The organism is Rhodoferax sp. (genome assembly GCF_028714215.1).
Taxonomy (GTDB): domain Bacteria; phylum Pseudomonadota; class Gammaproteobacteria; order Burkholderiales; family Burkholderiaceae_C; genus Rhodoferax.
Map to the genome: position 1 here is coordinate 1 of NZ_JAQTMS010000021.1, position 26,193 is coordinate 26,193.

Below are 26,193 nucleotides of genomic sequence, written 5' to 3' on the forward strand. Positions count from 1 at the left end.
CCTTGAAGCAGATTCGCGAGCAGGCCTTCGATGTGGTCTTCACCGATATCAAGATGCCCGGCATGGACGGCGTCGAGTTGGCCGAGCGGGTCAAGGCCAGTCAGCCCTGGACGCCGGTGGTCATCATTACCGGCTATGGCACGACCGAGAACGAGGTCCGGGCCAAGGCGGCCGGGGTCTCGGACTTCATGCGCAAGCCACTCTCGCCCGAGATGATCGAGGAGAGTGCCGCTCATGCGCTGCTTGAGCCGACTGCGCTGCGGGCACCCGAAGTGGCAGCGCGCCCGGTCGAGCCGGTGCAGATCGAGGTGGTTGAAGAGGAAAGCCGGATCAAGAACATTGCGCTCTTTCTGGCGGCGCCCTTCATTGGTCTGCTGTATGCGGTGATGCTGCCCCTGGTTGGGTTGGCGATGCTGGCCTGGACCGGCTGGAAGGCCTTGAATGCGCTGCCGGCGGGAAGAAAGGCGATCAGCAACGTGAAGAACGTGGCGCTGTTCGTGGCAGCACCTTTCATCGGCCTGGTCTATGCGGTGGCACTGCCTTTTGTCGGAACGGCCATGCTGTTGTGGGTCGGTGGCAAGGCGCTGCTGACCACCAAAACCGCCTGACGGCTTGATTCGAATCCGGCAGGATTTTTCAGGGCGCCCCCGGTTAACCGCCGGGGGCGTTTGCTTTATTCAAGCTTGTGGGATAGACCGCAGCTACGCGAAGCCAACCAGCTCGGTCCTCAAGTGCTTATCGGAGGTTGGGTGTCAGACAGTGGGTGACGGTAAATAGCTAAAGCCCGGCCAGTTGTCCGGCAAAGACTTTGATCCCGCGCAGCATCATTTCAATCGCGACCGCCACCAGCACCAAGCCCATCAAGCGTTCCAGCGCAATCACGAAGCGGTCGCCCGCGACGCGCTGGATGCGCTCCGCCAGGACCAGTACGATGGCACTCACCGCCATGGTCACGCACAGTGCGGCAATCCACTCCAGACGCCGTTCCGGCGCCTGCGAGACCAGCAGCAACACGGTCGCCAGGGCCGACGGTCCGGCAATGGCGGGAATGGCCAGCGGAACAATCAGGGGCTCACCCTGCACTTCCAGCGTCTCCGAACTCGGTGGCGGGAAAATCATGCGCAGCGCGATCAAAAACAAAATCACGCCGCCGCCGATCTGCAGCGAGAGCTCGCTCAAATTCATCACCCGCAAAAACCCGCTGCCAACAAACATGAAGGTCAGCAACAGGCCAAAAGCAATCAGGACCTCGCGCAAAATGACCCGGGCCCGGCGCTCCACCGCCACGTGCTTGAGCGCGTTGGCGAAGATCGGAATATTGCCGATCGGATCGGTGATCAAAATCAGCAGGATGGTGGCCGAGATAAATGTGTAATTCATGCCCGCAGGATAGCAGGGCAACCCGCAATTACTGCTCCACCTTCCCCTGACAGGCGATGCAGCGCGGCGCTTCCGGTGCGGCATGAAGCCGGGCAGCGGGGATTTCCGCGCCGCAATCGACGCACTGGCCATAGGTGCCGGCTTGAATGCGCTCAAGAGCGGCGTCCAGCAGCCGGAGTTCGGTGGTTTCACGCTCATCCATTGCAAATTCCAGATCGCGGGCGCTGTTCACCTGGGCCTCGGAATCCTCTACCCGCCCGAAATGCTCGGCCGAGGCCTCGGCGCGACCGACGCTGCCGCCGCGCAGATTGGCCAGTTGTTCCAGCAAATTGGCGCGTTGTGCCAGCAGTTGTTGCTTGAACGAGCTTGCGTTTCTTTTGTTCATGAGGAAGTTCTCCATTGTTGTGACGTTTCATCATGCGCTGCCGAACAGTTCGCATGTTTGATGGAAGTCAAGCGAAAATCGAAAGCCGAGGACCAAGCAGGACCCGTCACTCGACCATGAAACACCCACTTCCCGGGCCCTGCCACACCTTCGGTGATAATCCGGCCCATGCAAACCCTGCGCAATGCCCACCTGATCGCCCGCCTGGTGCTGGTCTGGTTTGCCTTGTCGGTCGGGGTGGCGATGGCCTCGCCGATTGTCAAGCCGCAGGGCGTGGAGTTGATTTGCTCCGCCTCGGGCCTGATGAAACTGCTGGTCAAGACGGATGGCGGCGGGAAAGTGGTCTCCTTGCACACGCTGGATTGCTCCTTGTGTGCCAGCGGCAATGCGCCGCCGCCACCGCTGCTGGGTTGGCGCGTTGAGCCGGGGCCAGCCCTGGCCCATGTGCTGCGCAGCCTTCCGGCGGCCCGCATAGCCTCCCTCGCTGCTGCGCCGCTACCGGCGCGCGGTCCCCCGGCTTTCTCCTGAACTGTTGAGCTGACAACACCTCAGGCCCGTTGCACCGGGGCTGCAGGCGTGTCCCACTGACATCTTTGGGGCTGTGCCCCCGCAGGACTGGCTCGGCCGCCCCAGCGGCGCGTCGGCGTCGCATTTCGTTTATTCGTAGCAAGCAAGGAAAACCATGAAACTCAAAGCACTGACCCTCATCGCCGCGCTGGCCTGCGCCAGCGTTCACGCCCAAACCGTCCAGATCCAGGACGCCTGGGCCCGCAGCTCGGTGCCGGGCCAGAAAGCCAGCGGCGCCTTCATGAAAATCAGCGCCAGGGACGGCGCCAAACTGGTCGGCGCCTCTTCGCCCGTCGCAGGGGTGGTGCAAGTCCATGAAATGACGATGGAAGGCAACGTCATGAAAATGCGTGCCGTTGCCGGGGGCCTGGATATCCCGGCCGGCCAGACGGTGGAACTCAAGCCCGGTGGCTACCACGTCATGCTGATGGACCTGAAAGCGCCCCTGGTGAAAGACAGCAGCGTGGCCCTGACCCTGGTGTTCAAGGATGCCAAGGGTGCGGAAAGCAAAGTGGACCTCAAAGTACCCGTCGCAAGCAGCGCGCCGGGGGTCAAGGCCGGCGACATGCCGGCCATGGACCACAGCAAGCACAAACCCTGAGCCGAGCCGCTGATCGATTCACTCTCCACCCTCGACGCGCTTTGAACTGATGCCGCCGCTGCCGTATTTCGCCCAGTTGCGCCGCCCCTTGGTGGTGTGGCTGACGCTGCTGATTGCGCTGTTCGGTGCCGCGGCTCCCACCTTGTCGCACGCGGTTGCACTGGCGCGCGGCGACACCCCGGGCTGGACCGAGGTCTGCACCAGCAGCGGACCGCGTTGGATCGCCCTCGCCATGGCAGCGGATTCCCCTGACGGGCAGGAATCCGCGCCCACCTTAGTGCATTGCCCGTTTTGCCTGCTATCGACAGACCCAGTGCTGCCTGCGCCGCACTCTTTAGTTCACCTCTTCTTAGTGTCAGGCGAACCCGAGGCGCCCACGGTCCGGCAGGCTTTTTTCTTCTTCACCCACTTTGCGCTGGCACCGCCGCCGCGCGGACCACCTGACGGTTTCTGACCTCCTGAACTCCTAGCGTTGCCGCCTTGAAATGCGGTGCGCAGCGCTGCCCGCCGTGCTTCGATCAAGCACGGCGTGACCCTCATTTTTTTCCTCATTGCGCCTGTCAGGCGAAAAAACGTAACAAGGTATTCCCATGTCAATTCCCAAACTCCGTGTCCTGCCCTGGTCGCTGGCGCTGGCTTTTCCGGCCGCCAGCCTGCTCTGTGCTCAGGCGACAGCGGCCGACGAGAAAACCGTCACCCTGCCGCTGGTCACGGTCAGCGATTCCAACCTCGGCCAGCAGCCGGCTGGCAGCGTCCTGCTGGACCAGGCCAGCCTCCTCGGCAAGCGGTCAAGCAGCAGCGACAGTGCCCACCTGCTGAGCGATATTCCCGGCGTCAGTCTGTATGGCGCTGGCGGCGTTTCCAGCTTGCCCGCGATCCACGGTCTGGCCGATGACAGGCTGCGCATCAAGGTCGATGGCATGGACCTGATCTCGGCCTGCGCCAACCACATGAATCCGCCCCTCTCCTACATTGATCCCAGCCAGATCGGCAGCATCCAGGTGTTTACCGGCATCACCCCGGTCAGTGTCGGCGGCGACAGCATTGGCGGTGCCATCGTGCTCCGTTCCGCGGCACCCGAGTTTGCCAAGGCCGGCGCGGGCACCTTGCTGAAAGGCCAGGCCGGCGCTTTTTACCGCGGCAATGGCGCCGCCAAAGGCGCCAATATCGCGTTGACGCTGGCCAACGAGCAGTTGAGCCTGAACTACAGCGGCGCCACCACGCAGGCCGCCAACTACGAGGCGGCAGAGGCCTTCAAGTCGTCCCTGCCGGTCGGCACCACGGTCAAGGTGCCGGGACCCAAGGAAGTGGGCTCCTCGCTTTACAAGTCGGAAAACCAGTCACTGGGACTGGCGCTGCGGCATGAGAACCATCTGCTCGAATTGAAGCTGGGGCAGCAGAACATCCCCTACCAGGGGTTCCCGAATCAGCGCATGGACATGACCCGCAACGACAGCCAGCAAGCCAATCTTCGCTACAGTGGTGAATACCTGTGGGGCACTCTGGAGGCCCGCGTGTACCAGGAAAACACCCGGCACACAATGAATTTCCTGGAGAACAAGTTGTCCTCCCCGACCTCCTTGGGCATGCCGATGGACACCGAAGGAAAGAACACCGGTGCCACGATCAAGGCCGACCTTGTTCTGTCCGAACGCGACACGCTCAAGCTCGGCGGCGAGCTGCAGCGTTACCGTCTGAACGACTGGTGGGACCCGGTGAGTGCCAGCGTCGGCATGATGTCGCCCGACAAATTCTGGAACATCAGGGACGGCCAACGCGATCGGCTGGATGTTTTCGGCGAATGGGAGAGACGCTGGGCTGCGCAGTGGCTGGCGCAAATCGGTGTGCGCGGCAGCCGCCTGCGCATGGACGCCGGCAAGGTGCAAGGCTATAACAGCATGGGCGGCATGATGGGTTACGGCGATCCGGCCGATCCGGCCTCCATCCCGGGCGCCTTCAACGCCCTGGCGCACCAGAAAACCGACAACAACTTCGATTTCTCCGCGCTGGCACGCTATACCCCGGATGCCGAAAAAACCTGGGAGGCCGGTATTTCGCGCAAGACCCGCTCGCCCAATCTGTACGAACGCTTTGCCTGGGCTACCAACAACAACATGGTCATGAACATGATCAACTGGAGCGGCGACGCCAATGGCTATGTCGGCAACCTCGACCTGAAGCCGGAACTGGCCAACACCCTCAGCGCCAGCGTCAATTGGCATGACGCCGCACGCCAGCAGTGGGAACTGCAAGTCACTTCGCACTACAGCTATATCCAGGATTACATCGATGCGGTACCCTGCGCCGCCGTTGGCAAGACCTGTCCGGCGCGCAGCGACAAGTTCGTCAACCTCACATTTGCCAACCAGGGCGCCAGACTCTACGGCCTGGATGTCTCGGGCCACAAGCGACTGGTGAGCAGCCAGGATTACGGCAGTTTCACGGCCAGCGCCGTGCTGAGTTACGTCAAGGGCAAGAACAGCAGCAGCGACGACAACCTGTACAACATCATGCCCTTGAACGCGAAACTGGCACTGGCGCAGCGCCTGGGCGCTTGGACCAACACGCTGGAGACGCAGCTGGTGAATGCCAAGTCCGACACCTCGCAGGTTCGCCACGAAATCAAGACCGCCGGCTATGCTTTGCTGAACCTGCGCAGCAGCTACGAGTGGGAAAAGGTTCGGCTGGACGTCGGCATCGAAAATCTCCTGGACAAGTTCTACGCCAGCCCGCTGGGCGGCGCCTATGTCGGGCAAAACCCCAAAGCCTGGGGGATTGCGGTGCCAGGCGCCGCTCGCTCCCTCTACGCCGCTGTCAACGTGAAGTTCTGACGCTGGTCGCCACCCGGTCCGCATTGGGGTAAGCTGTCATCAGTTCAATGGTGACAGTTCCCTCAACCCCTTTGGAGACCCTATGAGCGATTCACAAAATTCCGGCTTCGGCAAATTCGTCCCTGGTTTTGACTTTCTCCAGAACCTGGCCAAGGGGGCCAGCCAGAATATTCCGCAAATGCCCAATCTGGCCAACTGGATCGCACCCACGCTCAATCTGGAGGAGTTGGAAAAACGCATCGAGGAACTCAAGACGGTGCACTTCTGGCTGGAGCAGAACTCGAAAGCGCTGGGTGCCACGGTGCAGGCGCTGGAGGTGCAAAAAATGACCCTGGCCACGCTCAAGGGCATGAATTTCAATATCGGCGACGTGGCCAATGCGCTCAAGCTGAAGGCCGCCGACACCGTGTTCTCGGGTGTGCAGCGGGTCACCGACAAAGCCGCTTCCACTGCCCAGAGCATCTCCGAGGTGGCGGCCGATGCGCAGGCCGTGGCCAAGAAAGTAAGCAAGGCCGCCAAGCCGGCCGCCACGGCCGCTGTCGGGATGGTGGATCCGATGCAGTTATGGGGTTCGCTGACGCAGCAGTTTCAGCAAATTGCCGCCAGCGCGATGAAAGATGCAGGCAAGAACACCGCCATCGACGTCACCAAAAACATGGCCGCCGGTTTTGCCAAGGAAGCCGTCAAGGCAACCAAAAAAGCCGCTTCCCATGCGGTCAAAACGCGGACCGCGGCCAGCAAGGCGGTCAAGAAACCGGTTCGCGGCCGTTGACGCGCGGGCCGCAATTTCGATCGACCATGAAGCTGTTCCCGTACGGCCATGCCACGCACCCCCAGTGGCGCATGGCCGCCGGTCTGGTGCTGGCGCAAGTGCGTGCCCAGATGGCGCTGCACGCTTATGCCAGCAACCCGACCCTGGCCCTGCTCTATATCACCGACCACTACGCTGCGCAGGCACAGGAGATTCTGGACCACCTGAGCGCCGAATTGCCTGACATTACCGATTGGTCGGGCACTGTGGGCATCGGTGTTGCCGCCAACAATGTGGAATATTTTGATGCGCCGGCGCTGGCACTGATGTTGTGCGAACTGCCAACCGACCAGTACCGGGTGTTCTCCGGTGTGGCGCCGCTGGGCCTGGGTTTTGAAGCCCACACGGCCCTGGTTCACGTCGATCCCGATGCGCCCGATCTGACCGAACTGATTGATGAAATGGCGTCTCGCACGACCTCTGGCTATCTGTTTGGCGGTCTGTCCTCAAGTCGCGCCAACCGGGTGCAATTTGCCGTCGGTGGCAATGGCAACATCAAGGGGCAAGGTGCCGCCACCGGGGTCTTTAGTGGCGGCTTCAGTGGTGTCGCCTTTGGCGAGCAAGTAACCCTGGTGTCGCGCGTCACGCAAGGCTGTTTGCCGGTGTCAATGGCGCATCGGCTTAGCGCTGCCGAAGGCAACGTGGTTACCCAACTGGACCAGGAGCCGGCACTGGATGTGATGCTGCGCGACCTGGGTGTCTCGCTGGACCAGCCGCGCCAGGCGCTGGCGGCGGTGCGCGCCACCTTGGTCGGATTGACGCCGGCGCCCGGCCGTGCCGGCGCCGCACGGGACGCGGTGGTGGTCGATCGGGCCGGCAACTTTGGCAGCGACGTGATGGTGCGCCACATCATCGGCCTGGACCCGGCGCGCCGCGGCGTGGTGCTGTCGGAGCAGCTTGAAGCCGGCATGCAACTGGTGTTTTGCCAGCGCAATGCGCAGGCCGCCAAGGCCGACCTGATGCGCGTCTGTAGCGAGATCCGGGAAGAACTGGAGCCCGAGGAATTGCCGGTCGAGGCGGCCATGGCGCTGGCGGCCTCCGGCGCCGATTCGGCACCCCATCCGGCGCGTGGCATCGCCGGCGCGCTCTACATCAGCTGTTCAGGGCGCGGCGGGGCGCATTTCGGCGGCCCCAGTGCCGAGCTGCAAATCGTGCGCCGCGCGCTGGGCGATGTGCCTCTGGTCGGGTTTTTTGCCGCTGGCGAGATCGCCCGCAACCACTTGTACGGCTATACCGGGGTGCTGACGGTATTCACCAACCATTAACCTGCGGCGCCACGACAGTGGGCGCCACAAGCAGCTCATTTGAAAGCGACACCAAACCATGACCGATGCTCCAACGACCAACAAAACCGTCGAATTTTTGAATTCCCCCGCGTTTTCCGCGCTGGGCCTGCCGTTCTCGGAAATCGTGCGTGTCGGGAATACGCTTTACCTGTCGGGCCAGATGGGCAACCTGCCGGGCACCCTGACACTGGCCCCCGGGGGCATTGAAGCGCAGGCGCGACAGACGCTGCTGAACATCAAGAGCACGCTGGAGGCGCATGGCTACTCGATGGCGCATGTCGTCAAGTGCACCGTGATGCTGGCCGACATGAACGACTGGCGCGCCTTCAACGCCGTCTACACCACGTTCTTTACACCGCCGTATCCGGCCCGCAGTGCTTTTGGCGCCAGCGGCTTGGCACTGGGGGGACGGCTTGAAATGGAAGTCATTGCGGTGGCCAACATGCCGGGATGCTCGGCCTAACCCGGATCAAATTCCACGTGCCCGGTCGGCCTTGAATTGCGCCACAAAAGCGCCAAAGCGCCCGGCGTCCAGTGCCGCACGTACTTCGCGCATCAGGTTCAGGTAATAGTGCAGGTTGTGAATGCTGGCCAGCATGGCGCTCAGCATTTCACCGCAGCGGTCCAGGTGGTGCAGGTAGGCACGGCTGAAGCCGCTGCGGCCACCTTGGGCGTAAGACACGCCGGAACTACCGGCGCAGGCGTAGCAGGTGCAACTGTCGTCCAGCGGCCGCGCATCGGTCTTGTGCCGCGCATTGCGAATTTTCAGGTCGCCAAAGCGCGTGAACAAGGTACCGTTGCGCGCGTTGCGCGTCGGCATTACGCAGTCGAACAAGTCCACCCCTTGCGCCACGCCTTCCACCAGGTCTTCCGGCGTGCCGACGCCCATCAGGTAGCGCGGCTTGTCGGCCGGCAGGCGGTGCGGCGTATGCGCCATGATGCGCAGCATCTCGTCTTTCGGTTCACCCACGCTGACGCCACCGATCGCATAGCCGGGAAAATCCAGCGCCACCAATTCATCGAGCGACTGCTGGCGCAGGTGCTCGAACATGCCGCCTTGCACAATGCCGAACAAGGCATTGGGATTCTCCAGCCGGGCAAATTCCGCCTGGCAGCGCTTGGCCCAGCGCAGACTGAGTTCCATCGAAGAGCGCGCCTCGGCCTCGGTGGTGAGCTGGCCCTTGGTCTTGGCTTCGACGGAAATATAAGGTGTGCATTCGTCAAACTGCATCACGATGTCGCTGTTCAGCACGGTCTGGATCTGCATCGAGATCTCGGGTGTCAGAAACAGCTTGTCGCCGTTCACCGGGCTGGAAAATTTGACGCCTTCTTCCGAAATCTTGCGCATTTCGCCCAGGCTCCAGACCTGAAAGCCGCCGGAGTCGGTCAGGATCGGTTTGTCCCATTTCTCAAAGGCGTGTAAACCGCCAAACTGGGCCATCACATCCAGGCCGGGGCGCATCCACAAATGGAAGGTGTTGCCCAGGATGATTTGCGCCCCCATTTGTTCCAGGCTGCTGGGCATGACGCCCTTGACCGTGCCGTAGGTGCCCACCGGCATGAAGATGGGGGTTTCGACGACGCCATGGTTGAGCGTGAGCCGGCCGCGCCTAGCGTACGAGCCAGCGTATGCGCCGTCGGCGGTGTGGGTGGCCGGGTCGGTGCCCAGAAGTTCAAATTTCAGCATGGACGCTATTGTCTATCGGCGCCAGCTTAGAACTTGTCCGCAAATACCTGGGGGTCGCACTTATTTACGGACAAGTTCTTACATCTCGAAATGCTGGCGCACGCGGTCTTCCAGCAGTTGCCGGGCGTCGGCCTCGGAGCTGTTGGCCAAGCGATCGAAGGTCTTGCGCGCCATCGGCCGAAACACCGCCATGACGGCCGGATCGAAATGTGTTCCGGTATCTTTTTCCAGAATCGCCATCGCCGCATCAAAGCCCATGGGCTCCTTGTAGGGGCGTCTGGAACAAAGCGCATCGAAGACATCGGCCACGGCAAAAATGCGCGCCGGCAGGGGGATGTCTTCGCCCGCCAGTCGGCGCGGATAGCCGGCGCCGTTCCATTTTTCGTGGTGCGCCGCCACCACCGCATTGGCACCATCGAGCCAACCCATGCCGGTCACAATTTCTTCGCCTTGCGCGACATGGGTTCGCATGGTGACGAACTCCGCATCGTCAAGCCGGCCGGGTTTAAGCAGAATGGCATCGGGAATCCCGATTTTGCCCACGTCATGCAAAAAACTGCCGGCAATCAGCGCTTGCATGGCACTGCCCGTGATGCCCATGCGCTCGGCAATGCTGGCGGCAATCCAGGCCACCCGGTAGTTATGGGCGCCGGTATCGGAGTCGCGCTTGGCTATGGCTCGGCCCAGCGCTTCCATCATCGAGATATGGGAGTCGAGGACTTCGCGCGCCTTGCGTTCATTGTCCGCCGACAGATGCACCACCACCGGATAGAGCACCGCGCCGCAGAACAAGGAGGCCAGGCCGACCATCAACGCGGCGCTCAGGGAGTTGGCGAAAATTTGATCTTTCTGCCAGGTCGGAACGACCCGCACGCCCTCGAAATAGCCGGTAATGGGCAGGCTCATGTCGATGGCCGAATCACGCAGGGGAACGAACACCCGCAAGACCCAGATATCGCCGGCAAGTTTCAAACTTTCGTAGGAGGCCGCCGTGTAGCGGGGGGCGCCATGCTTGGGCACCGACGATTCCACCTGGGCGCCCTCCCGGGTCAGCGATTCGGCCAGCTTGCCACCCTCGCTGTTGTAGATTTCGGCGATGTCGAACAGGCCGCCGGAAATGGTTTTCGCTGCCAGCGCGGCATGCGCCTTGGCATCCGGGCCGCTCAAATTGATGGCGTCGTAGTGGTGCAGCAAGCGCCCCGATTCTTCAATCGCCAGCGAAACAATGCTCTCCTCGGCACTTTCGCGCGCCACGAACCAGGCAATTGGGCTGGCCAGTGAGGCCAGCAAAATGCTAACCGCCGCGATGCGGATCGCGGTGCGTTTTTGAAAGGTGTTCATCGTCCCGTATTCTCACCCATCAGTATGCGCTCTAACGCAGGCGCGGCGCGCCCGATGTCTGCCCGCGTTGCGGCAGATCAAAGTCAGGCCGTGGCACTCTTGGGTGTCGCGCGTGCCAGGATGGCGGCGCAGTCGACACCGCGCGGCAGCGTGCCGTAGTTGTGCTGCCCGACTTGCTCCAGGCGAGAATGGCAGAAGGCATCGCCGACAAAGGCTGGCGCGTGGCGCACCAGCAAGGAAGCTTGCAAGGCCAGCGCCATGCGGTCCACCAGGTCGCGGGCGCGGTATTCGATGTCGCGCAGGTCTTTCAGCTCTTTGGCCAGATCGGCAACCCAGCGGTCCAGCCCCGCCTGCGCCCCTCGCGCCTGGTTGACTTCGGCAAAAAAGGCATCCAGCACCGCCGGCGTCTTGGAGAGGGCGCGCAGCACATCCAGGCATTGCACGTTGCCGCTGCCTTCCCAAATGGTGTTGACCGGTGCCTCGCGGTACAGGCGCGGCATCATGCTGTCTTCCATCACGCCACTGCCGCCAATGCACTCCATGGCTTCGTAGGCATGGTTGGGCGTGCGCTTGCAAATCCAGTATTTGCCGACGGCGGTCACCAGGCGCACCAGCAGGTCTTCCTGTTCCTGACTCCGGCAGTCCATGGCGCGCGCCATGCGCATGCTCAGCGTCAGCGCCGCCTCGCTCTCCAGCGCCAGATCGGCCAGCACGTTTTGCATCAGTGGCTGCTGGTTCAGCACCTTCCCGAAAGCCGAGCGAACGCCGCAATGGTGCAAGGCCTGCGAAGTGGCCATGCGCATGCCGGCGCTGGAGCCTATCATGCAGTCGAAACGCGTCATGCTGACCATCTCGATGATGTTGCGCACGCCGCGCCCCTCTTCGCCCACCATCCAGGCCAGGGCGCCGCGCAACTCGGTCTCGCTGGAAGCGTTGGAGGCATTGCCCATTTTCTTCTTGAGACGCAACACCTGCATCGCGTTCTTGCTGCCGTCGGGACGCCAGCGCGGCAGCAGAAAGCACGACAGGCCGGCGGCGGTGTGCGCCAGCACCAGAAACGCGTCGCACATCGGCGCCGAGACAAAATACTTGTGCCCCACCAGCTCGTAAGCCTGGCCGGGGCCGCCGACGCCCAGCGGATAGGCGCGCGTGCTGTTGGAGCGCACATCCGAGCCCCCCTGTTTTTCGGTCATCGCCATGCCGATGGTGACGCCCTGCTTGTGCTCCACCGGAACGTTGCGCGGGTCGTAAACCGGTGCCGTCACCTTGGGCTCCCAAACACGCGCCAGGTCGGCTTGCAGGCGCAGCGCCGGCACCGCGGCAAAAGTCATGGTGATGGGGCAGCCATGGCCGGCCTCGACCTGAGACTGCAGGTACGTCCTGGCGGCGCGCGCCACATGCGCACCGGCGCCGGGCTTGGTCCAGGGCGAGGCGTGCAGGCCATGCTCGATGGCGGTCTTCATGAGCTGGTGGTAAGCCGGGTGAAAACTGACCAGGTCGACGCGCTTGCCGAAACGGTCGTGGCTGTCGAACTCGGGGGTGAACTTGTTGGCCAGACGGCCCAGCTCCAGGTAGTCGGCCGACCCCGTCATCTTGCCAAACTCGGCCAGCTCCGGCTCGGCCCACTGGCCGCCCTCGCGTCGCACCGCCTCGGTCAGGGCAGCGTCTTCGGTGTACATGTTGTAGTCGCACAGCTCGGTTGAGAGGTTGCTCAGTTCATGCGTGTCGGCCAGATAGAGCGCGGCTTGCGTGGTTTCAGTTCGTGTGTCCATTTCTTGACTCCGGATTTGCTACAAGCATGATGACAGCGGCGCCAGTTGTCAACAACCCGGGCGACACCGCTGTTGCCGTGCCCAACTACCAATCCACCAGGCTCAGGCCGATGCTCAGCACGGTGCGGTGGCGGTTGTAGTCCACCAGCGAGTCGCCATAGCCGGTGAACAACTGGGTGTGAAAACGCAAGCCGTTCTGGCTGCCCGGAACGCCGCTGATGCCCAATCTTCTGAGCCATTCGAGGCGCAGCGAGCCGTTGCTGTCGGCACGCAGGGAATGGCGCAGCGTGGCACCCAGCGTGTTGTCGGCGTTGACATTCCAGAAGCCTGACAACTCGGCGCGGCCAATCTTGTCGCTGATATCGGGGTTGTCGTCGTCGGCCGGATTTTCGTTCAGGCGCTGCCAGACCTTGCCCTCGATCCGGAACCGGTCGCCTTGTTCCATGCCGGCCATCAGCACGGTGCGGTTCCAGCTGCGCGACAGGGGCAGCGGCTGGCCGTTGGATTGATGCACCGCGCTGATGCCGCTGTAGCGCAAGCGCCAACCACCGGGCAGTTGCGCGTCGGTCGGGTAGATGTAGGTGATTTCGGGTTCGTGATCGGTGGTGCGAAACGGGCGCGACAGGTCGCCGCTGAAAATCTGCCAGTTGGATTGCTGGCTGTAGCCAAACCACAGGGAATCGCGCTTGAGCGACTGTTGATGGGTCAGCAGCCCCTGGGCCATTTTTGTGCGCACCGACAGCTGGATGCGGGTTTCGCTGGGGCTGTAGCCTATGGAGGCAGCCGCCGTGTGATCGGGCGAGGGTGAGCTGGGTTGGGTGTTGACGCTGTCGGAGCCAATCCACGACAGGCTGATGGGGCGGTAGCCGCGAATGCCGAAGGTGCCGCAGTCGCTGCCGGCTTCCAGCTCCCAAAAGCGCGAAAGTTCTGAAAAGCGGCTGCTCTTGCAGTCGTGGGCAGCGGGTGCCGTCATGGTGATGAGCACCGGCGCGGGAGTTGGTAAGGGTTGGGGCACCGGTTCAGGGATGCCGACCGGCTGCCGCGCCGCCCATTGGTCGAAGCAGGCCAGGCGCGCCTCCCGGTCGCCCGTCAGACTGGCGCATTGCTGCCAAGTGGTGGCGCTGGCCGGGGCCGGCGAGGGTTGGGCTCCGGCCGCGCGGCCCAGTGCGGCAACGGCTATGAATACGACAGCAGATAAAGTTTTCATAGGGTCAGTGATGAAATCTGGAATTGCTCAAGCCGGCCGCGCCAGTGCCAGCGCCGCGGCGCTGTCCTGCGTCCTTTTGGCAAACTCGGCGCGCAGTGCCCTGAGTTTCTCGCGCGGGTCTTCCCGGACCGTGGCCTGGTCCAGCGCCATCTCGGCGATGAAGCGGCTGGGCTGGGCGGCAATCATATCGCGGCCTTTCTTGCGCTTGCGCGTCCAGCTCACCGCCAGACTGGCCTTGGCACGGGTGATGCCCACGTACATCAGCCGGCGCTCTTCCTGCAAGCGATCCAGGATGCCCTCGCTCATGGGGCCGTCGGCGCGTCCCGTGGGGTTGGCCTCATCGCCCAATTTGAACGGCAACATGCCCTCGGTCACACCCACCAGCATCACGTGCGGCCACTCCAGCCCCTTGGCCGCGTGCAAGGTGGACAAGGTCACCACGTTCTGATCGGTCTCGCGCTCGCTGATGGTCGACAGCAGCGATACGGTCTGCGCCACTTCCAGAAGAGATTTGATTTCGTTGGCGCTCGACACTCCGGCCGCATCGTCGATCTGGCCACCGCAACGGGCCGCCATCCAGTCGCAGAAATCGATCACATTGGCCCAGCGCGCGGCCGCCAGTCTCTCGCTGTCTTCCCCGTCGTACAGGTGTTTTTCGTAGCCGATTTCCTTCAGCCAATCCAGCAGGAAACCTTTTGCTGCTTCTGCCCCCGCGGTGTGGCGGGCGCGAAACGCCAGGTCGTTGATGTAGCGGCCGAATTCGTGCAAGCTGCCCAGCGCCTTGCCGCCCAGCACGCTGCCCAGGGACGACGAGAACAAGGCCTCGAACATGCTGACCCGGTAGCGGCTGGCAAATTCGCTCAAGTGCGCCAGCGTCTGATGACCGATACCGCGCTTGGGGACCGTCACGGCGCGCAAAAAAGCCGGGTCGTCGTCGTTGTTGATCCAGAGCCGGAACCAGCCGCACAAGTCCTTGATTTCGGCGCGGTCGAAGAAACTGGTGCCGCCCGATACCTTGTACGGAATCTGCGCCTTGCGCAAGGCTTTCTCGAAGGTCTTGGCCTGGTGGTTGGCGCGGTACAGCACGGCGAAGTCCTTGAATTCCAGAGACTGGGGCCCGCTGCCGGCGGAGTTGCCGGCGCGCAGGCTCTGGATCCGCGCCACCGCGCGCTCGGCCTCATGCTCCTCGCTGTCGGCGTCGACCACGCGCACCGGCTCGCCCTCGCCCAGGGCACTCCACAGGTTTTTGGCAAACAGCTTGGGGTTGGACGCGATCACATTGTTGGCGGCGCGCAGGATGGCGGAAGTCGACCGGTAGTTCTGCTCCAGCTTGATGACCTTGAGGCTGGGGAAGTCGACCGGCAGTTTTTTCAAGTTGTCCAGGGTGGCGCCGCGCCAGCCGTAGATCGACTGGTCATCGTCACCCACCGCCGTAAAACGCGCGCTGGCCGCCGGATTGCCGCCCACCAGCAGCTTCAGGAATTCATATTGCGTGGCATTGGTGTCCTGGTATTCATCCACCAGAACATGACCGGCCAGAGCCTGCCACTTCTGTCTGACCGCTGCATGGTTTTGCAGCAGCTTGAGCGGCAGGCCGATCAGGTCGTCAAAGTCGACGCTTTGGTAAGCACTGAGCCGCTCTTCATAGAGCGCCATGACCCGGGCGATGATGCGTTCGTTATCGTCGGCGGCCAGCGCCGCGGCGCCTTGGGCATTGAGCCCCTGGTTCTTCCACAGGCTGATGGTCCATTGCCACTGCCGTGCCGTGGCGGCGTCCACCGTGCCGCCGGCGTCCTTCAGGATGCTGGTGACGTCGTCGCTGTCCAGAATCGAAAAATTGGGTTTCAGGCCCAGCGCGCTGCCGTCCTGGCGCAGCATGCGCACGCCCAGCGCATGAAAAGTGCAAATCAGCACGTCCTTGGCGGCTCGGCCGATCAAGCTCTGCGCGCGTTCGCGCATCTCGCTGGCGGCCTTGTTGGTGAAGGTGATGGCAGCAATGCGTTGCGGCGCCAGGCCGGCCTGGATCAGGCGCGCAATCTTGTGCGTGATGACGCGCGTCTTGCCGGAGCCGGCGCCCGCCACCACCAGGCAAGGGCCGTGCATGAAATTGACCGCTTCCTGTTGGGCCAGGTTCAGACCGGTCGATGCGGGGGGAGATGGGAGCGACATTCAGATACGTTGAGCGAAGCCGCGAATCATACAGACGCAACCAACCGGCCCCTCTTGCGGGGCACTCCGTCAACCTCCTTCGGCGCACCGGCTCAAGCCCGGCACCAGGAAGCGATGGCCATCAGCACCTCAACGGTAGACCAGGACCGGAATCTTGCTGTGGGTCAGCACCTTGTTGGTTTCGCTGCCCACAATCAGTGCCCGCACGCCACGCCGGCCGTGCGACGCCTGGAAGATCACATCGCAGCCGCGTTCTTGCGCCAGCGTCACGATTTCCTCGTAGGGATGCTCGCTGCTACGGTGCACCAGCTCGCATTCGACGCCGGCTTTCGCTGCCGCCTCCTTGAGCACGTTCAGGTTGCGCGCGGCAAGCGCCGCCACATCGGTGCTGTAGCGCTCCGCCGTGTCGCCGACCTGCAAGGCCTCCACGGCGAAAACATGAAATGGCGTGGTCACCGTCAGGCCAGTGATCTTGGCGTTGATCTCCTTGGCAAATTTGACGCCATTGACGATGGCAATGTTCGAGAGTTCCGAGCCATCCGTGGGAATCAGGATATGTTTGAACATGAAAAACTCCTTCACCGTCTGCCGGGGAAGCCTTCAAGACAGGATGTGCTGCGCCGTCGCAGGAAACGCCCAAACAGACTCCAGGCTTCCAAAGTAGAGCCCGTCCGATCGCCACGCCGGGCGATCAGGCATTGTCGGATCATCCAGCAACTCTTACAAGTACCTTACAAAATCGGATCGATCCTCTGGCGGCCTGGAACCCGAGGCCGCCGGCTGCTGTGACAATAGCTGCCGTGCTGCATATCCTGTCGATTACCTTTCCCTTCTTTGCTCTGGTGCTATGCGGCTACCTGGCGACACGCCGGCGCCTGTTGCCGCTGGAGGCGATCGCCGGCTTGAACAGCTTCGTGCTGTTTTTTGCCCTGCCTTGCATGTTGTACCGCTTTGGCTCGACCACGCCGCTGACGCAGTTGCTCGATGGCGCTGTTTTTTTCACCTGGACCGTGTGCGCGCTGGCCACGGTGGGCGGCACCATCGCCATCAGTCTGAACCAGCGCATCGGCTGGAACGATGCTTCTTTTGGCGCGCTGGTGGCAGCGTTTCCGAACACCGGTTTCATGGGCGTGCCCTTGCTGGTCAGCTTGCTGGGGCCGCCCGCGGCCGGCCCGGTGATCCTGACCATGCTGATCGACATGGTCATCACCACCTCCCTGTGCCTGGCCTTGTCCCGGCTCGACGGGGCGCAGCAGCACGGCGCCGGCAAAGCCGCAAAAAACGCACTCAAGGGCGTGGCCACCAATCCCCTGCCCTGGTCCATCCTGCTGGGCGCGGCGGCCTCGGCTGTCAACCTGGAGTTGCCCGGCCCGGTGCTACAGACGGTGGGCTTGCTGGCGGATGCCGCTTCGCCGACTGCCTTGTTCACCATCGGGGGGGTGCTGGCACGCTCGCAAATGTTGGCGCTGGCCCACCAGCATGCGCCGATCCCGCTGCGCGATTACCTGCCGGTAGCCGTTATCAAATTGTTGTTTCATCCGCTGCTGGTGTTGCTGGTCGGGACCGGCGCCGCGGCCCTGGGTCTGCCGCTGAACAAGTTTGCGCTGACCGTCGTGGTGCTGGCGGCGGCGCTGCCCAGTGCCAGCAACGTGTCGCTGCTGGCGGAGCGCTTTGGCGCCGATAACGGCCGCGTGGCACGCATCATTCTGGTCTCCACGGCGGCGGCGTTTGTGACCTTCTCACTGGCGGTGAGCTGGCTGACTTGAGGCGGTAAGTGCCAGCCATGGTCTGCCCCGCAAGTCGGACTTCCAACATCCGACAAACGGTTGGGGACAGAGCTGGCCACACTTCGTGTGGCTGCGGTCTGTCCCGCAAGTCTTTCAAATTGCCATTGGATCGACGTCTATCGCCCAGCGGATCAGGCCCCGGCCCTCGGGTTGTTGCCGGGTCGCCTGCAGTGTGCCCTGCCAGGCCGCCAGGAAGCGCTGTAGCGCCGTGCGCGACGGGCTCTCGATCAGCATCTGGGCGCGTTCCACATCGGCCACGCGCTGCACGCTCATCGGCACCGCCGGGTACAGGGTAATGTGCTCGGTCAGTTGCTGGGCTTCCAGCAACGCGACAGCGCCGGCACTGGCCGCCAGCAGAAAACCCTGCGCCACCTCCTGCGTGCGGGCCTCCGATCGGACCAAGGCCTGAAAACTGAAGGGCGGCATGCCGGCCTGCGCGCGCTCCTTGAGTTGCCCTTCGGCGAAAGCCGGGTAATCGTGCCGTTTCAGGGCCTCGAACAAAGGGTGTTTGGGATGAAACGTCTGCAACCACATCTCGCTTTCGCCACCCATGTCAGCGTCGCGCCCGGCCCGTCCGGTGGCCTGCATCAGGAGACCAAAGAGCCGCTCGGGGGCGCGAAAGTCGCTGGAAAACAAGGCGCTGTCGGGGTTGATGGCGGCCACCAGCGTGATGCGCCTGAAGTCGTGCCCCTTGGCAATCATCTGCGTGCCCACCAGCACATCGACTTCGCCTGAGTGGACGCGCGCCAGCTGCGATTCCAGTTGGCCTTTGAGCCGGGTGCTGTCGGCGTCGATGCGGGCAATGCGCACCGGCTCGCCCTCGGGCCATTGTTCGGACACCGAGCCCGGTCGCCGCAGCCCGGCCAGCAGATCGGCCAGGTGTTCTTCCAGCCGCTCGGTGCCCCGGCCCAGCGCGGCGATGTCGGGGTTGCCGCAGGCCGGGCAGGCGCGCGGCACGCGCTCGGTGTAGCCGCAGTGGTGGCAGCGCAAGGTGCGGTCAATTTTGTGAAACACCCGGTAGGCACTGCAATGCGGGCACTCGCTTTTCCATTCGCAGTCGGCGCAATACAACACCGGCGCATAGCCGCGACGGTTCAGGAACACCAGGCTTTGTTCGCCGCGCGCGACCCGCTGCCCGATGGCTTCCAGCAGGGGTGGCGAAATGACACATTTTTTCGGCTGGTGGTTCATGTCGACCCGGCGCACCAGGGGCAGGGCACCGGCCAGGGCAGCCGGGCCAGTGCCGCTGCCAACGCGACTGGGCATTTCCAGCCGCAGGTAGCGCCCACCCTGACTGCGCGGCCGGCTGTGGTACCAGGTCTCCAGGGACGGCGTGGCCGAGCCCAGCAGCACTTTGGCACCCTCCAGCCGGCCCCGGTACAACGCCAGGTCACGCGCTGAGTAGCGAGCCCCCTCCTGACTCTTGTAACTGGGGTCATGCTCCTCATCGACGATGATCAGTTTGAGACGCGGCAGCGAGGCAAAAACGGCCATGCGCGTGCCCAGCACAATACGCGCCGCGCCGCTGTGCGCCGCCAGCCAGCTCTTTAAACGCTGCGCCGGGCTCATGCCGCTGTGCAGTGAAACTACCGCCTGCTCTCCGAAGAGCGGATTGAAGCGCGCCCTGAAACGCTCTTCGAGCTGCGGCGTCAGGTTGATCTCGGGCACCATCACCATCGCCTGGGCCGTCACGTCACTCGAGAGCAAGCGGCTGACGCTGCGCAAGTAGACCTCGGTCTTGCCGCTGCCGGTGGCGCCGAACAATAAAAAAGGACCCGCTTCGGTCTCGAAGCGGGCGATCACGCTGGTCTGTTCGGGGGTCAGCGCCAGCGCGTCGGCAGGCGCCGGGTGGTCGCTCCCCCCGGATGGCCGGATTTTGGCCTGGCGCTTGAGCAAACGCGCCACTTGCACGCTGCTCAGATCGCGCAACTGCGGAGGCAAAGCCGCCAGCGCCACTTCCCCGACCGAACGCTGGTAATAGTGCGCGGTAAAGGTGAGCAGTTGGCGCCAGGTCGCGCTGAGCGGCGCAATACCGTCCAGGACAGCGGCAATGGGGCGCAGCTTTTCGGCGGCAATCTCCTGTTCGGTCACACCGGGCGCGGCTTCGGCTTGGGCGTCCCACACCACACCCAGCAACTCGCGCTTGCCCAGTGGTACCCGGACCAGAGTACCGGCAGCGAGGCAGAGCTCACTTCGGTAGCTCAACGGTCCGGCCAGCTGGCTGTAAACGGGAGTCTGCACCAGGACCGGGAGCCGGTGGCTCATGTCAGCGTCCGAGTTAATGGATAAAGTTGATGTGAACTTGCGAAAACTCGTTTAAGTCTTTGATTCATAAACGATTTATGCAGCATCCAGAGTTTCTGTGGATAACTTTGTTGATAGCTTGTCCCCGCTGCCCTCAAGGCCTTGAAAATCAAGGCTTTCGCTGAAATGCCCATAAAAAAAGCAAATTTAAAAATCTTTATAAATCAACCACTTACGTTCGCTATTGGTTTTGTAGCACGGGTTGTCCAAAAAACAGCATCTTGCGCAGTGCAGCAAAAATTTTGTGCATAAGTCAGGCGCCACTAACCAAACTTGAGGAAAAACAGTGTAGGAGATCGGGGCCAAAAAATCTAAGCCCGCAGCTTGCGGGAATGCTCATGCACCGCTTGCACCAAGGACGCCACATGGTCGGGAGGTGTGTGCTGACTTATGCCGTGGCCCAGGTTGAAAATGTGCGTGGCACCGGTGCCGGCACCGCGGTGCGGTGTGCCGAAACTGTCCAGCACCTTGGCCGCTTCGACCTCAATTTGGGCCGGTGAAGCAAACAGCACATTGGGATCGAGATTGCCTTGCAGGGCTTTGCTGTTGCCAACCAAGGCGCGTGCCTTGGCCAGATTGACGGTCCAGTCCAGCCCCAGCACGTTGCAGTCGAGCTGGCCCATTTCCTCCAGCCACAAGCCGCCGCCCTTGGTAAACACGATGCTGGGAATGCGCGCCCCGGCATGTTCCTTCTTCAACTGCGCCAGTACCCGGGCCGTGTAGGCCAGGCTGAACTGCTGGAAGGCACCGTCGGCCAGCACACCACCCCAGCTGTCGAAAATCATCACCGCCTGGGCACCGGCTTCAATCTGCGCGTTGAGGTACTGGGCCACGGCATCGGCGTTGATGGCCAGGATCCGGTGCATCAGGTCAGGCCGGCTGTACAGCATGGTCTTGACCATGCGATAGTCGTCCGAGCCGGCACCTTCCACCATGTAGCAGGCCAGCGTCCAGGGACTGCCCGAGAAGCCGATCAGCGGCACCCGGCCATTGAGGGCTTTGCGGATCGAGGTGACGGCATCAAACACGTAACGCAGTTTGTCCATGTCGGGCACCGCCAGCTTGGCGACCGCGGCTTCATCGCGCACGGCGTGGGCGAACTTGGGGCCTTCGCCCAGCGCAAACGAGAGGCCCAAGCCCATGGCGTCGGGCACGGTCAGGATGTCGCTGAACAAAATGGCGGCATCAATCGGAAAGCGCTCCACCGGCTGCAGCGTGACCTCGGTGGCGTAGTCGGTGTTGGTGGCCAGGCCCATGAAGCTGCCGGCCTTGGCGCGGGTGGCGCGGTATTCCGGCAAGAAGCGCCCGGCCTGGCGCATCATCCAGATCGGGGTGTAGTCGGTGGCTTGGCGCAGGCAGGCGCGCAGGAAGGTGTCGTTTTGCAGGGGCGCAAAAGCGCTGGGGTGGGCAGGTGTATTCATGGCTCAATTGTCGCAGCAACTGACCGGCGCTGGCCGGTCGGGAGGGTGTCTGGCAAGCCACTGACTGGCGCCGCGGCGTGGCCAGGTCAGGGTTTTGCTTTGGAGGCCGCGTTGCGCGGTATGCGCATGGCGGCGTCCAGGAAGGTGCCGGCCTCGGCATCGCTGTGGCAGGCCGCGCAGTTGCTCTTGCTTTTGACAAGGGGTGACTGCCAGTCGGCGGCAGCGATGTCGCGGTGCTTCTTGACCCAGTAAGGCGTCTGCGTGACGCGCAGCGGCACATCCTGCGGCTGGATCGAGCGCTCGATCTTGAAGGCCGCCTCGGTGGCCCGGCGATCGGCCGAATTGGCGCTCAAAAAGGCCAGCACGGCGGCGCTGGTGGCGGCGTCCAGCCCCAGATCGGCGCCAAAGTGCTGCTGCTGTTGCGCCATGATGCGCTCCCAGGAACGGCTGGGCAGCAAGCTCGGGTGAAACGCCATATGGCAACTGCCGCATTCGTCGCGCCATTGGGCGTTATCCGCCAGCTTGGCACCGACAAACGCGACATTGGGCGTCTGCGGGCCGCCCACGGGTCGGCCAAGCTGCTTTTCCAGCGGCGCGTGCAGGGCGTAGAAGAACCACCAGACGCCAAACCCGGCCATCAGCGCCAGCAGCAACCCGGCCACCAGCCAGCGCGGGCGCGCCGCCGGGGTGCCGGCATCGGCCAGCTTGCTGCCGGTGAGCATGGAACGCGCCAGGTTTTCCCGGTGCAACAAGCTCTCCACCACGACGCCGGCGAGGTGTCCCAGCACCAGCAGCAGCATCAACCAGGCCGACAATTCGTGCAGTTTCTTGAAGCCGCGGCCCTGCACGATGCCCAGCCAGCCGGCAACGGCTCCCTGCTGCTCTTCGCCACCCAGCGTGAAAAAGCCGGTGACGCCGACCACCAGCGTCAGCAGCAGCAGCAAATAAATCGCCAGACTGCCGGTCGGGTTATGCCCGACGTGGCGCGGGGCATGGCCCGACAAAACCTGGCGCAAATAGGTCAACGCGTCTTTCGGTCCGAACCAGAAGGATGAAAAGCGCGCGTAGCGCGTGCCAACCAAACCCCAGACCAGCCGAAAGACCACCAGGCCCAGCATCAGGTAGCCCAGGAACACATGCACCGAGAGCCATTGATCGGACTCGCTGGTGAGCCAGGCGCCAGCAAAGCTGGCGGCCAGCGTCCAATGAAACAAACGGGTCGGAACGTCCCAGATCAGAATGCGTTGCATGGGGGATCTCAATCTCTTGTTGGTGGAGAGGTACGATCCGGCGCCGGGCAGCCCCAAGCCGGATCAGCCCCCTCGGGGCTGATGCCCGCGGCTCCCAGCCTGCCTTGCGCAGGGTGGGACGGGCAGAAGAGTCGTTGCCTCTGGCATCGACCTGTACAGGGAGGACGCGCAGTGCCGAGCGTGGGGGCCACAGTTACTTCGGAATCTTGATGCTGTGCTCGTTGAAATCGCCCTTGTCGGCTCCGGCGTGGCAGGCCATGCAGTTGCTGGGGCTCTTGATCGAGGGGCGCTTCCACACCGCCGGCGCAATTTCGCCGCTGTTGTGCTTGGATTTGAACCAGGCCGACTCGGTGATGCGCAGCGGTGCCGTGGCTGCCGTCCAGCGGTTGGAGGCGTTCTTCACCAGAAAGTCGGTGATTTCCGTGGTGTCCTGCGGCGACAGGGAGGCGTCGGCGCCAAAATGCTGGTCCAGCCCCGACATCAGCTTGCGCCAGGAGGCCGCCGGCAGCAAACCGGCGGGAAAGGCCATGTGACAGCCGGCGCATTCCTGCTGCCATTTGGCGTTCAGCTGGGCCGGTTGCACCGGGCGACCCCGGTCCTCGCCGTTGTATCTGCCCTCGGCCTGCACCCCCAGCGCGGCCACGCCCAGCAGCGTCAGAACAAACAAGCGGTTCATGCGGTACTTCATGCCACTCACCTTATTTGACGGACAGGACGTAGCTCATGAAATCACCTTTTTCCTGGGTGCTGCAGGCGCGCTTCAAGACGTCGTTGCAATTGCGCTTGAACCATTTTTCAACATTGGCGGCGTCGGAAAAACGTTTTGCGTTGGCGGCCGGGGCAAGCGGCAGGATTTCCTTGTTGGTGGTGGCATGCTTGCCCTTGGCCAGCGGGGAATCGGTGTGGCAGGAGGCACAAGCCAACTCGCCGACCTTGGTGGCATACAGCTTTTGCCCGGCCGCTGCCGAAAAGTCCTTGAACGCCGGATTTTCCTGTTTGGCGGCAGTCCGATAGCCATCCAGAATCGGATTGGCGCCAGCGCACAGGGGCAATGCCAAGGCCAGAGCGGCCAGCCAGCTTGTTTTGTTCAGGGTTGAGTTCATAACAGGTCCTTTGAATTGTGGAACAGAGGGCGACGCCGCCATCGACACGGCGTAACCAAGACTTAAGAGTGCCAGGGGCCTGACTCTAGCGAGGGCACATTAAGGCAAGCTTAAGTGCGCAGGCGCCAGTTTCTATCAGCGACTGCTAGAGCGCCGCCAGCGCCGAGCGAAGCTCTGGCACCGATAAGACTTCGGATAGTAGCACCGGCGCGCGACCGGCTTGGTACAGCACATAGACCGGCACCCCGTTGCGCCCCAATTGGCTCAGGGCGGCACTGATCGCGGGGTCGCGCCGGGTCCAGTCGGCGCGCAGCAGCGTGACCTTTTTGGCTTCCAGGTCGGCCAGCACATCGAGGTTGGCCAAGGTGGTTTTCTTGTTGTACTGGCAGGTCACGCACCAGGCGGCGGTGAAGTCGACAAACACCGGCGTGCCGCCGGCCAGCGCCTGTTCGACCCGGCCCGGGGCCCAAGGCTGCCAGCGGTCGCTACGGGCACTGGTGGCACTGACCTCCAAGGGCCGGGTGACGTTGCGACCGATCGCCCCCAGCAGCAGCGCCAAAACAACGATCGACAAGCTGGCTACCACGCCCCGGCTGCGCCCGCTCAAGGTCAGCGCCCACAGCACCCCGCTGAAGGCCACCAGCAGCGCCAGCAGCGCAGCGGCACCGTCAATACCGGTTTGCTGGCCCAGCACCCACAGCAGCCAGACCACGGTGGCAAACATGGGAAACGCCATGGCACGGCGGAAGGTGTCCATCCAGGCGCCGGGACGCGGCAGCGCCCTGGCCAGCGCCGGCAGCAGGCTGGCCGCCAGATAAGGCAAGGCCATGCCGACGCCGATGCCCATGAAAATCAGCAAGGCCTGTAGCGCCGGCAAGGCCAGCGCCAGGCCCAGCGAGGCGCCCATGAAGGGCGCGGTGCAGGGCGAAGCAATGGCCACCGCCAGCACGCCCGACAAAAACGCATTGATGGCCGGGTTCTTGGCCTCCAGCAACAGCACCCGGCTGGGCAGGAACTGGCCAAATTCAAACAGGCCGGCCAGATTCAGGCCCATCACCGAGAACAACACCGCCAGCGCCGCCACCACCGCCGGCGATTGCAGCTGAAAGCCCCAGCCGAGCTGCTCGCCGGCGCTGCGCAGGCCCAGCATCAGGGCACCGAGGGCCAGGAACGAGAGCACCACGCCGGCGCTGTAGGCCAGGCCGCTGACGCGGTGACCGCGACGGTCATTGGCATGCCGGGTGAAGCTCATGACCTTGATCGCCAGCACCGGGAAGACGCAGGGCATCAGGTTGAGCAGGGCGCCGCCCAGCAGCGCCCCCAGCAGGGCCAGCCAGAAGCTCAGAGGCGCCGTGTTGCCGGCCGGCGTCGCAGGAATCGGGCTGGCATTGGTCTTGAAAGCTGCTGCCTGGGGCCAGGCGCCTGTGACCTTGGCTTGCGTCACAAAACCCTGGCGTTGCCCCTGGTTGTCGAGCACCAGCAACAGCGGCATCACGCTGGGGCTTTGGCTGCGCTCGGCGGACAAGGGCACCTTGGCCGTCCACACGGCGCCCTGCCAGCTTTGACTCCACTGCGCCGCGGTCTCGATCACCTCCGGCGTCTCCGGGAACAACTCCAGCGTCTTGCCTTGCAGGGCCGCCGGCAAGCCGGCCACCGATACCTTGATGTCCTTGCCCTCGACCTCGACCCGGCTGTCTGCGCCGAGGGGTGTCGGTTGCGCCTTGAAACTGGCCTCAAACGCAGCCGCGTTGAGGGCGGTGGAGCCGCGCACCGGCAAACGCAGGGCAAATTCACCTTGCTCGGGGATGCACTCCTGGCGACAGACCAGCCAGTTGGCCTTCAGTTTGACGTCGATCTCGTTGTGGGGCAGCGTCGGCTTGAAGTCCGGGGTGATGGTCAGCGGCACCGGCAACAGCACCGTGCCATCAAAACCGTAGTTGGCCAGATTGCCAAGCGCAATCTTCTTCGGCACCGGCCAGGCGATGTCGCCGGCCGTGACGCCGGCGGGCAGCGTCCACTCCAACTTGGTCGGCAAGCCCGAATCGCCCGAGTTCTTCCAGTAGGTGTGCCAATCGCGCTGGTGCGTCAGCTGCAAACCCAGCCAGACCGTTTTGCCGGCATCGGCACCGTCCGGTGCGTGCGCCATCAGCTCGGCCCGTACCTGCCCCGTGGTGACCACTGTGCCGGGGGAACTCTGGGCGCCAGCGCCTGTCGGCAGTACGCTGGCAGCTATCAAAAGCGCAGCAGAAAGCGAGCGGGCGAAAAATTTTGAAAATATCATTTCAGTATGG

General features: G+C 63.3%; 24 protein-coding genes. 9 read left to right on the plus strand and 15 right to left on the minus strand.

The window, feature by feature from the left end; genetic code table 11:
* The coding region (locus tag PHS32_RS11150; protein WP_301079033.1) for a response regulator at window positions 1–608 on the plus strand (608 nt) is incomplete at its 5' end.
* 169 nt (window positions 609–777) lie between these two features.
* Here the strand turns inward: PHS32_RS11150 and PHS32_RS11155 are convergent.
* Entirely contained in the window at window positions 778–1,380 is a 603-nt protein-coding gene (locus PHS32_RS11155; protein WP_301079034.1) for a MarC family protein, read from the minus strand.
* 28 nt (window positions 1,381–1,408) lie between these two features.
* Window positions 1,409–1,765: a TraR/DksA family transcriptional regulator gene (locus PHS32_RS11160; protein WP_301079035.1), complete on the minus strand. Its 357-nt coding sequence runs from the start codon at window positions 1,763–1,765 to the stop codon at window positions 1,409–1,411.
* A gap of 168 nt (window positions 1,766–1,933) precedes the next feature.
* Between PHS32_RS11160 and PHS32_RS11165 the strand changes: the two genes are divergently transcribed.
* Window positions 1,934–2,293, plus strand: coding sequence for a DUF2946 domain-containing protein (locus tag PHS32_RS11165; protein WP_301079037.1), 360 nt, complete (start codon window positions 1,934–1,936; stop codon window positions 2,291–2,293).
* A 154-nt stretch (window positions 2,294–2,447) separates the two neighbouring features.
* Window positions 2,448–2,933: a copper chaperone PCu(A)C gene (locus PHS32_RS11170; protein WP_301079038.1), complete on the plus strand. Its 486-nt coding sequence runs from the start codon at window positions 2,448–2,450 to the stop codon at window positions 2,931–2,933.
* Between the two features lie 18 nt (window positions 2,934–2,951).
* Here PHS32_RS11170 and PHS32_RS11175 read toward each other — a convergent pair whose 3' ends face one another.
* Window positions 2,952–3,167 (minus strand): hypothetical protein, encoded by a 216-nt coding sequence (locus PHS32_RS11175; protein WP_301079039.1) that lies wholly within the window; start codon window positions 3,165–3,167, stop codon window positions 2,952–2,954.
* On the opposite strand from PHS32_RS11175, the gene PHS32_RS24235 reads away from it, so the two are divergent.
* From PHS32_RS24235 to PHS32_RS11195, 5 genes are all read left to right on the plus strand, one after another.
* A complete protein-coding gene (locus PHS32_RS24235; RefSeq protein WP_366143475.1) occupies window positions 3,076–3,387 on the plus strand; it encodes a DUF2946 family protein in 312 nt (103 codons plus the stop codon). The two genes, PHS32_RS11175 and PHS32_RS24235, sit on opposite strands and share 92 nt — an antisense overlap.
* Before the next feature lie 136 nt (window positions 3,388–3,523).
* Entirely contained in the window at window positions 3,524–5,764 is a 2,241-nt protein-coding gene (locus PHS32_RS11180; protein WP_301079040.1) for a TonB-dependent receptor, read from the plus strand.
* 82 nt (window positions 5,765–5,846) lie between these two features.
* Window positions 5,847–6,536, plus strand: coding sequence for a PhaM family polyhydroxyalkanoate granule multifunctional regulatory protein (locus PHS32_RS11185; protein WP_301079041.1), 690 nt, complete (start codon window positions 5,847–5,849; stop codon window positions 6,534–6,536).
* Between the two features lie 26 nt (window positions 6,537–6,562).
* Window positions 6,563–7,840 (plus strand): FIST C-terminal domain-containing protein, encoded by a 1,278-nt coding sequence (locus PHS32_RS11190; protein WP_301079042.1) that lies wholly within the window; start codon window positions 6,563–6,565, stop codon window positions 7,838–7,840.
* Window positions 7,841–7,898: 58 nt separating this feature from the next.
* Entirely contained in the window at window positions 7,899–8,324 is a 426-nt protein-coding gene (locus PHS32_RS11195) for a Rid family detoxifying hydrolase (protein ID WP_301079043.1), read from the plus strand.
* Between the two features lie 6 nt (window positions 8,325–8,330).
* Here PHS32_RS11195 and tgt read toward each other — a convergent pair whose 3' ends face one another.
* The 6 genes from tgt to PHS32_RS11225 form a co-directional block, all read right to left on the minus strand.
* The gene (gene tgt / locus PHS32_RS11200) at window positions 8,331–9,548 is read right to left on the minus strand and encodes a tRNA guanosine(34) transglycosylase Tgt (protein ID WP_301079044.1); all 1,218 of its coding nucleotides are present in this window, start codon (window positions 9,546–9,548) and stop codon (window positions 8,331–8,333) included.
* A gap of 78 nt (window positions 9,549–9,626) precedes the next feature.
* Window positions 9,627–10,889, minus strand: coding sequence for an HD domain-containing phosphohydrolase (locus tag PHS32_RS11205; RefSeq protein WP_301079045.1), 1,263 nt, complete (start codon window positions 10,887–10,889; stop codon window positions 9,627–9,629).
* Between the two features lie 83 nt (window positions 10,890–10,972).
* The gene (locus tag PHS32_RS11210; protein WP_301079046.1) at window positions 10,973–12,661 is read right to left on the minus strand and encodes an isovaleryl-CoA dehydrogenase; all 1,689 of its coding nucleotides are present in this window, start codon (window positions 12,659–12,661) and stop codon (window positions 10,973–10,975) included.
* An 85-nt stretch (window positions 12,662–12,746) separates the two neighbouring features.
* On the minus strand, window positions 12,747–13,868 hold the full coding sequence (locus PHS32_RS11215) for a phospholipase A (protein WP_301079047.1): 1,122 nt from the start codon (window positions 13,866–13,868) through the stop codon (window positions 12,747–12,749).
* A 27-nt stretch (window positions 13,869–13,895) separates the two neighbouring features.
* The gene (locus tag PHS32_RS11220; protein WP_301079048.1) at window positions 13,896–16,037 is read right to left on the minus strand and encodes a UvrD-helicase domain-containing protein; all 2,142 of its coding nucleotides are present in this window, start codon (window positions 16,035–16,037) and stop codon (window positions 13,896–13,898) included.
* A 129-nt stretch (window positions 16,038–16,166) separates the two neighbouring features.
* Window positions 16,167–16,604, minus strand: coding sequence for a universal stress protein (locus tag PHS32_RS11225; RefSeq protein ID WP_301079049.1), 438 nt, complete (start codon window positions 16,602–16,604; stop codon window positions 16,167–16,169).
* 233 nt (window positions 16,605–16,837) lie between these two features.
* On the opposite strand from PHS32_RS11225, the gene PHS32_RS11230 reads away from it, so the two are divergent.
* On the plus strand, window positions 16,838–17,803 hold the full coding sequence (locus tag PHS32_RS11230; protein WP_301079116.1) for an AEC family transporter: 966 nt from the start codon (window positions 16,838–16,840) through the stop codon (window positions 17,801–17,803).
* Between the two features lie 114 nt (window positions 17,804–17,917).
* Here PHS32_RS11230 and priA read toward each other — a convergent pair whose 3' ends face one another.
* The 6 genes from priA to PHS32_RS11260 all read right to left on the minus strand — a co-directional run bounded on the left by priA (window position 17,918) and on the right by PHS32_RS11260 (window position 26,183).
* On the minus strand, window positions 17,918–20,089 hold the full coding sequence (gene priA, locus PHS32_RS11235) for a primosomal protein N' (protein ID WP_301079050.1): 2,172 nt from the start codon (window positions 20,087–20,089) through the stop codon (window positions 17,918–17,920).
* A 350-nt stretch (window positions 20,090–20,439) separates the two neighbouring features.
* Window positions 20,440–21,549 (minus strand): uroporphyrinogen decarboxylase, encoded by a 1,110-nt coding sequence (gene hemE / locus PHS32_RS11240; protein WP_301079051.1) that lies wholly within the window; start codon window positions 21,547–21,549, stop codon window positions 20,440–20,442.
* Window positions 21,550–21,635: 86 nt separating this feature from the next.
* A complete protein-coding gene (locus PHS32_RS11245; RefSeq protein ID WP_301079052.1) occupies window positions 21,636–22,799 on the minus strand; it encodes a cytochrome b/b6 domain-containing protein in 1,164 nt (387 codons plus the stop codon).
* Window positions 22,800–22,992: 193 nt separating this feature from the next.
* On the minus strand, window positions 22,993–23,487 hold the full coding sequence (locus PHS32_RS11250; protein WP_301079053.1) for a diheme cytochrome c: 495 nt from the start codon (window positions 23,485–23,487) through the stop codon (window positions 22,993–22,995).
* A gap of 10 nt (window positions 23,488–23,497) precedes the next feature.
* A complete protein-coding gene (locus PHS32_RS11255) occupies window positions 23,498–23,902 on the minus strand; it encodes a DUF1924 domain-containing protein (protein ID WP_301079054.1) in 405 nt (134 codons plus the stop codon).
* A gap of 145 nt (window positions 23,903–24,047) precedes the next feature.
* Window positions 24,048–26,183, minus strand: coding sequence for a thioredoxin family protein (locus tag PHS32_RS11260; RefSeq protein WP_301079055.1), 2,136 nt, complete (start codon window positions 26,181–26,183; stop codon window positions 24,048–24,050).
* Window positions 26,184–26,193 lie beyond the last annotated feature (10 nt).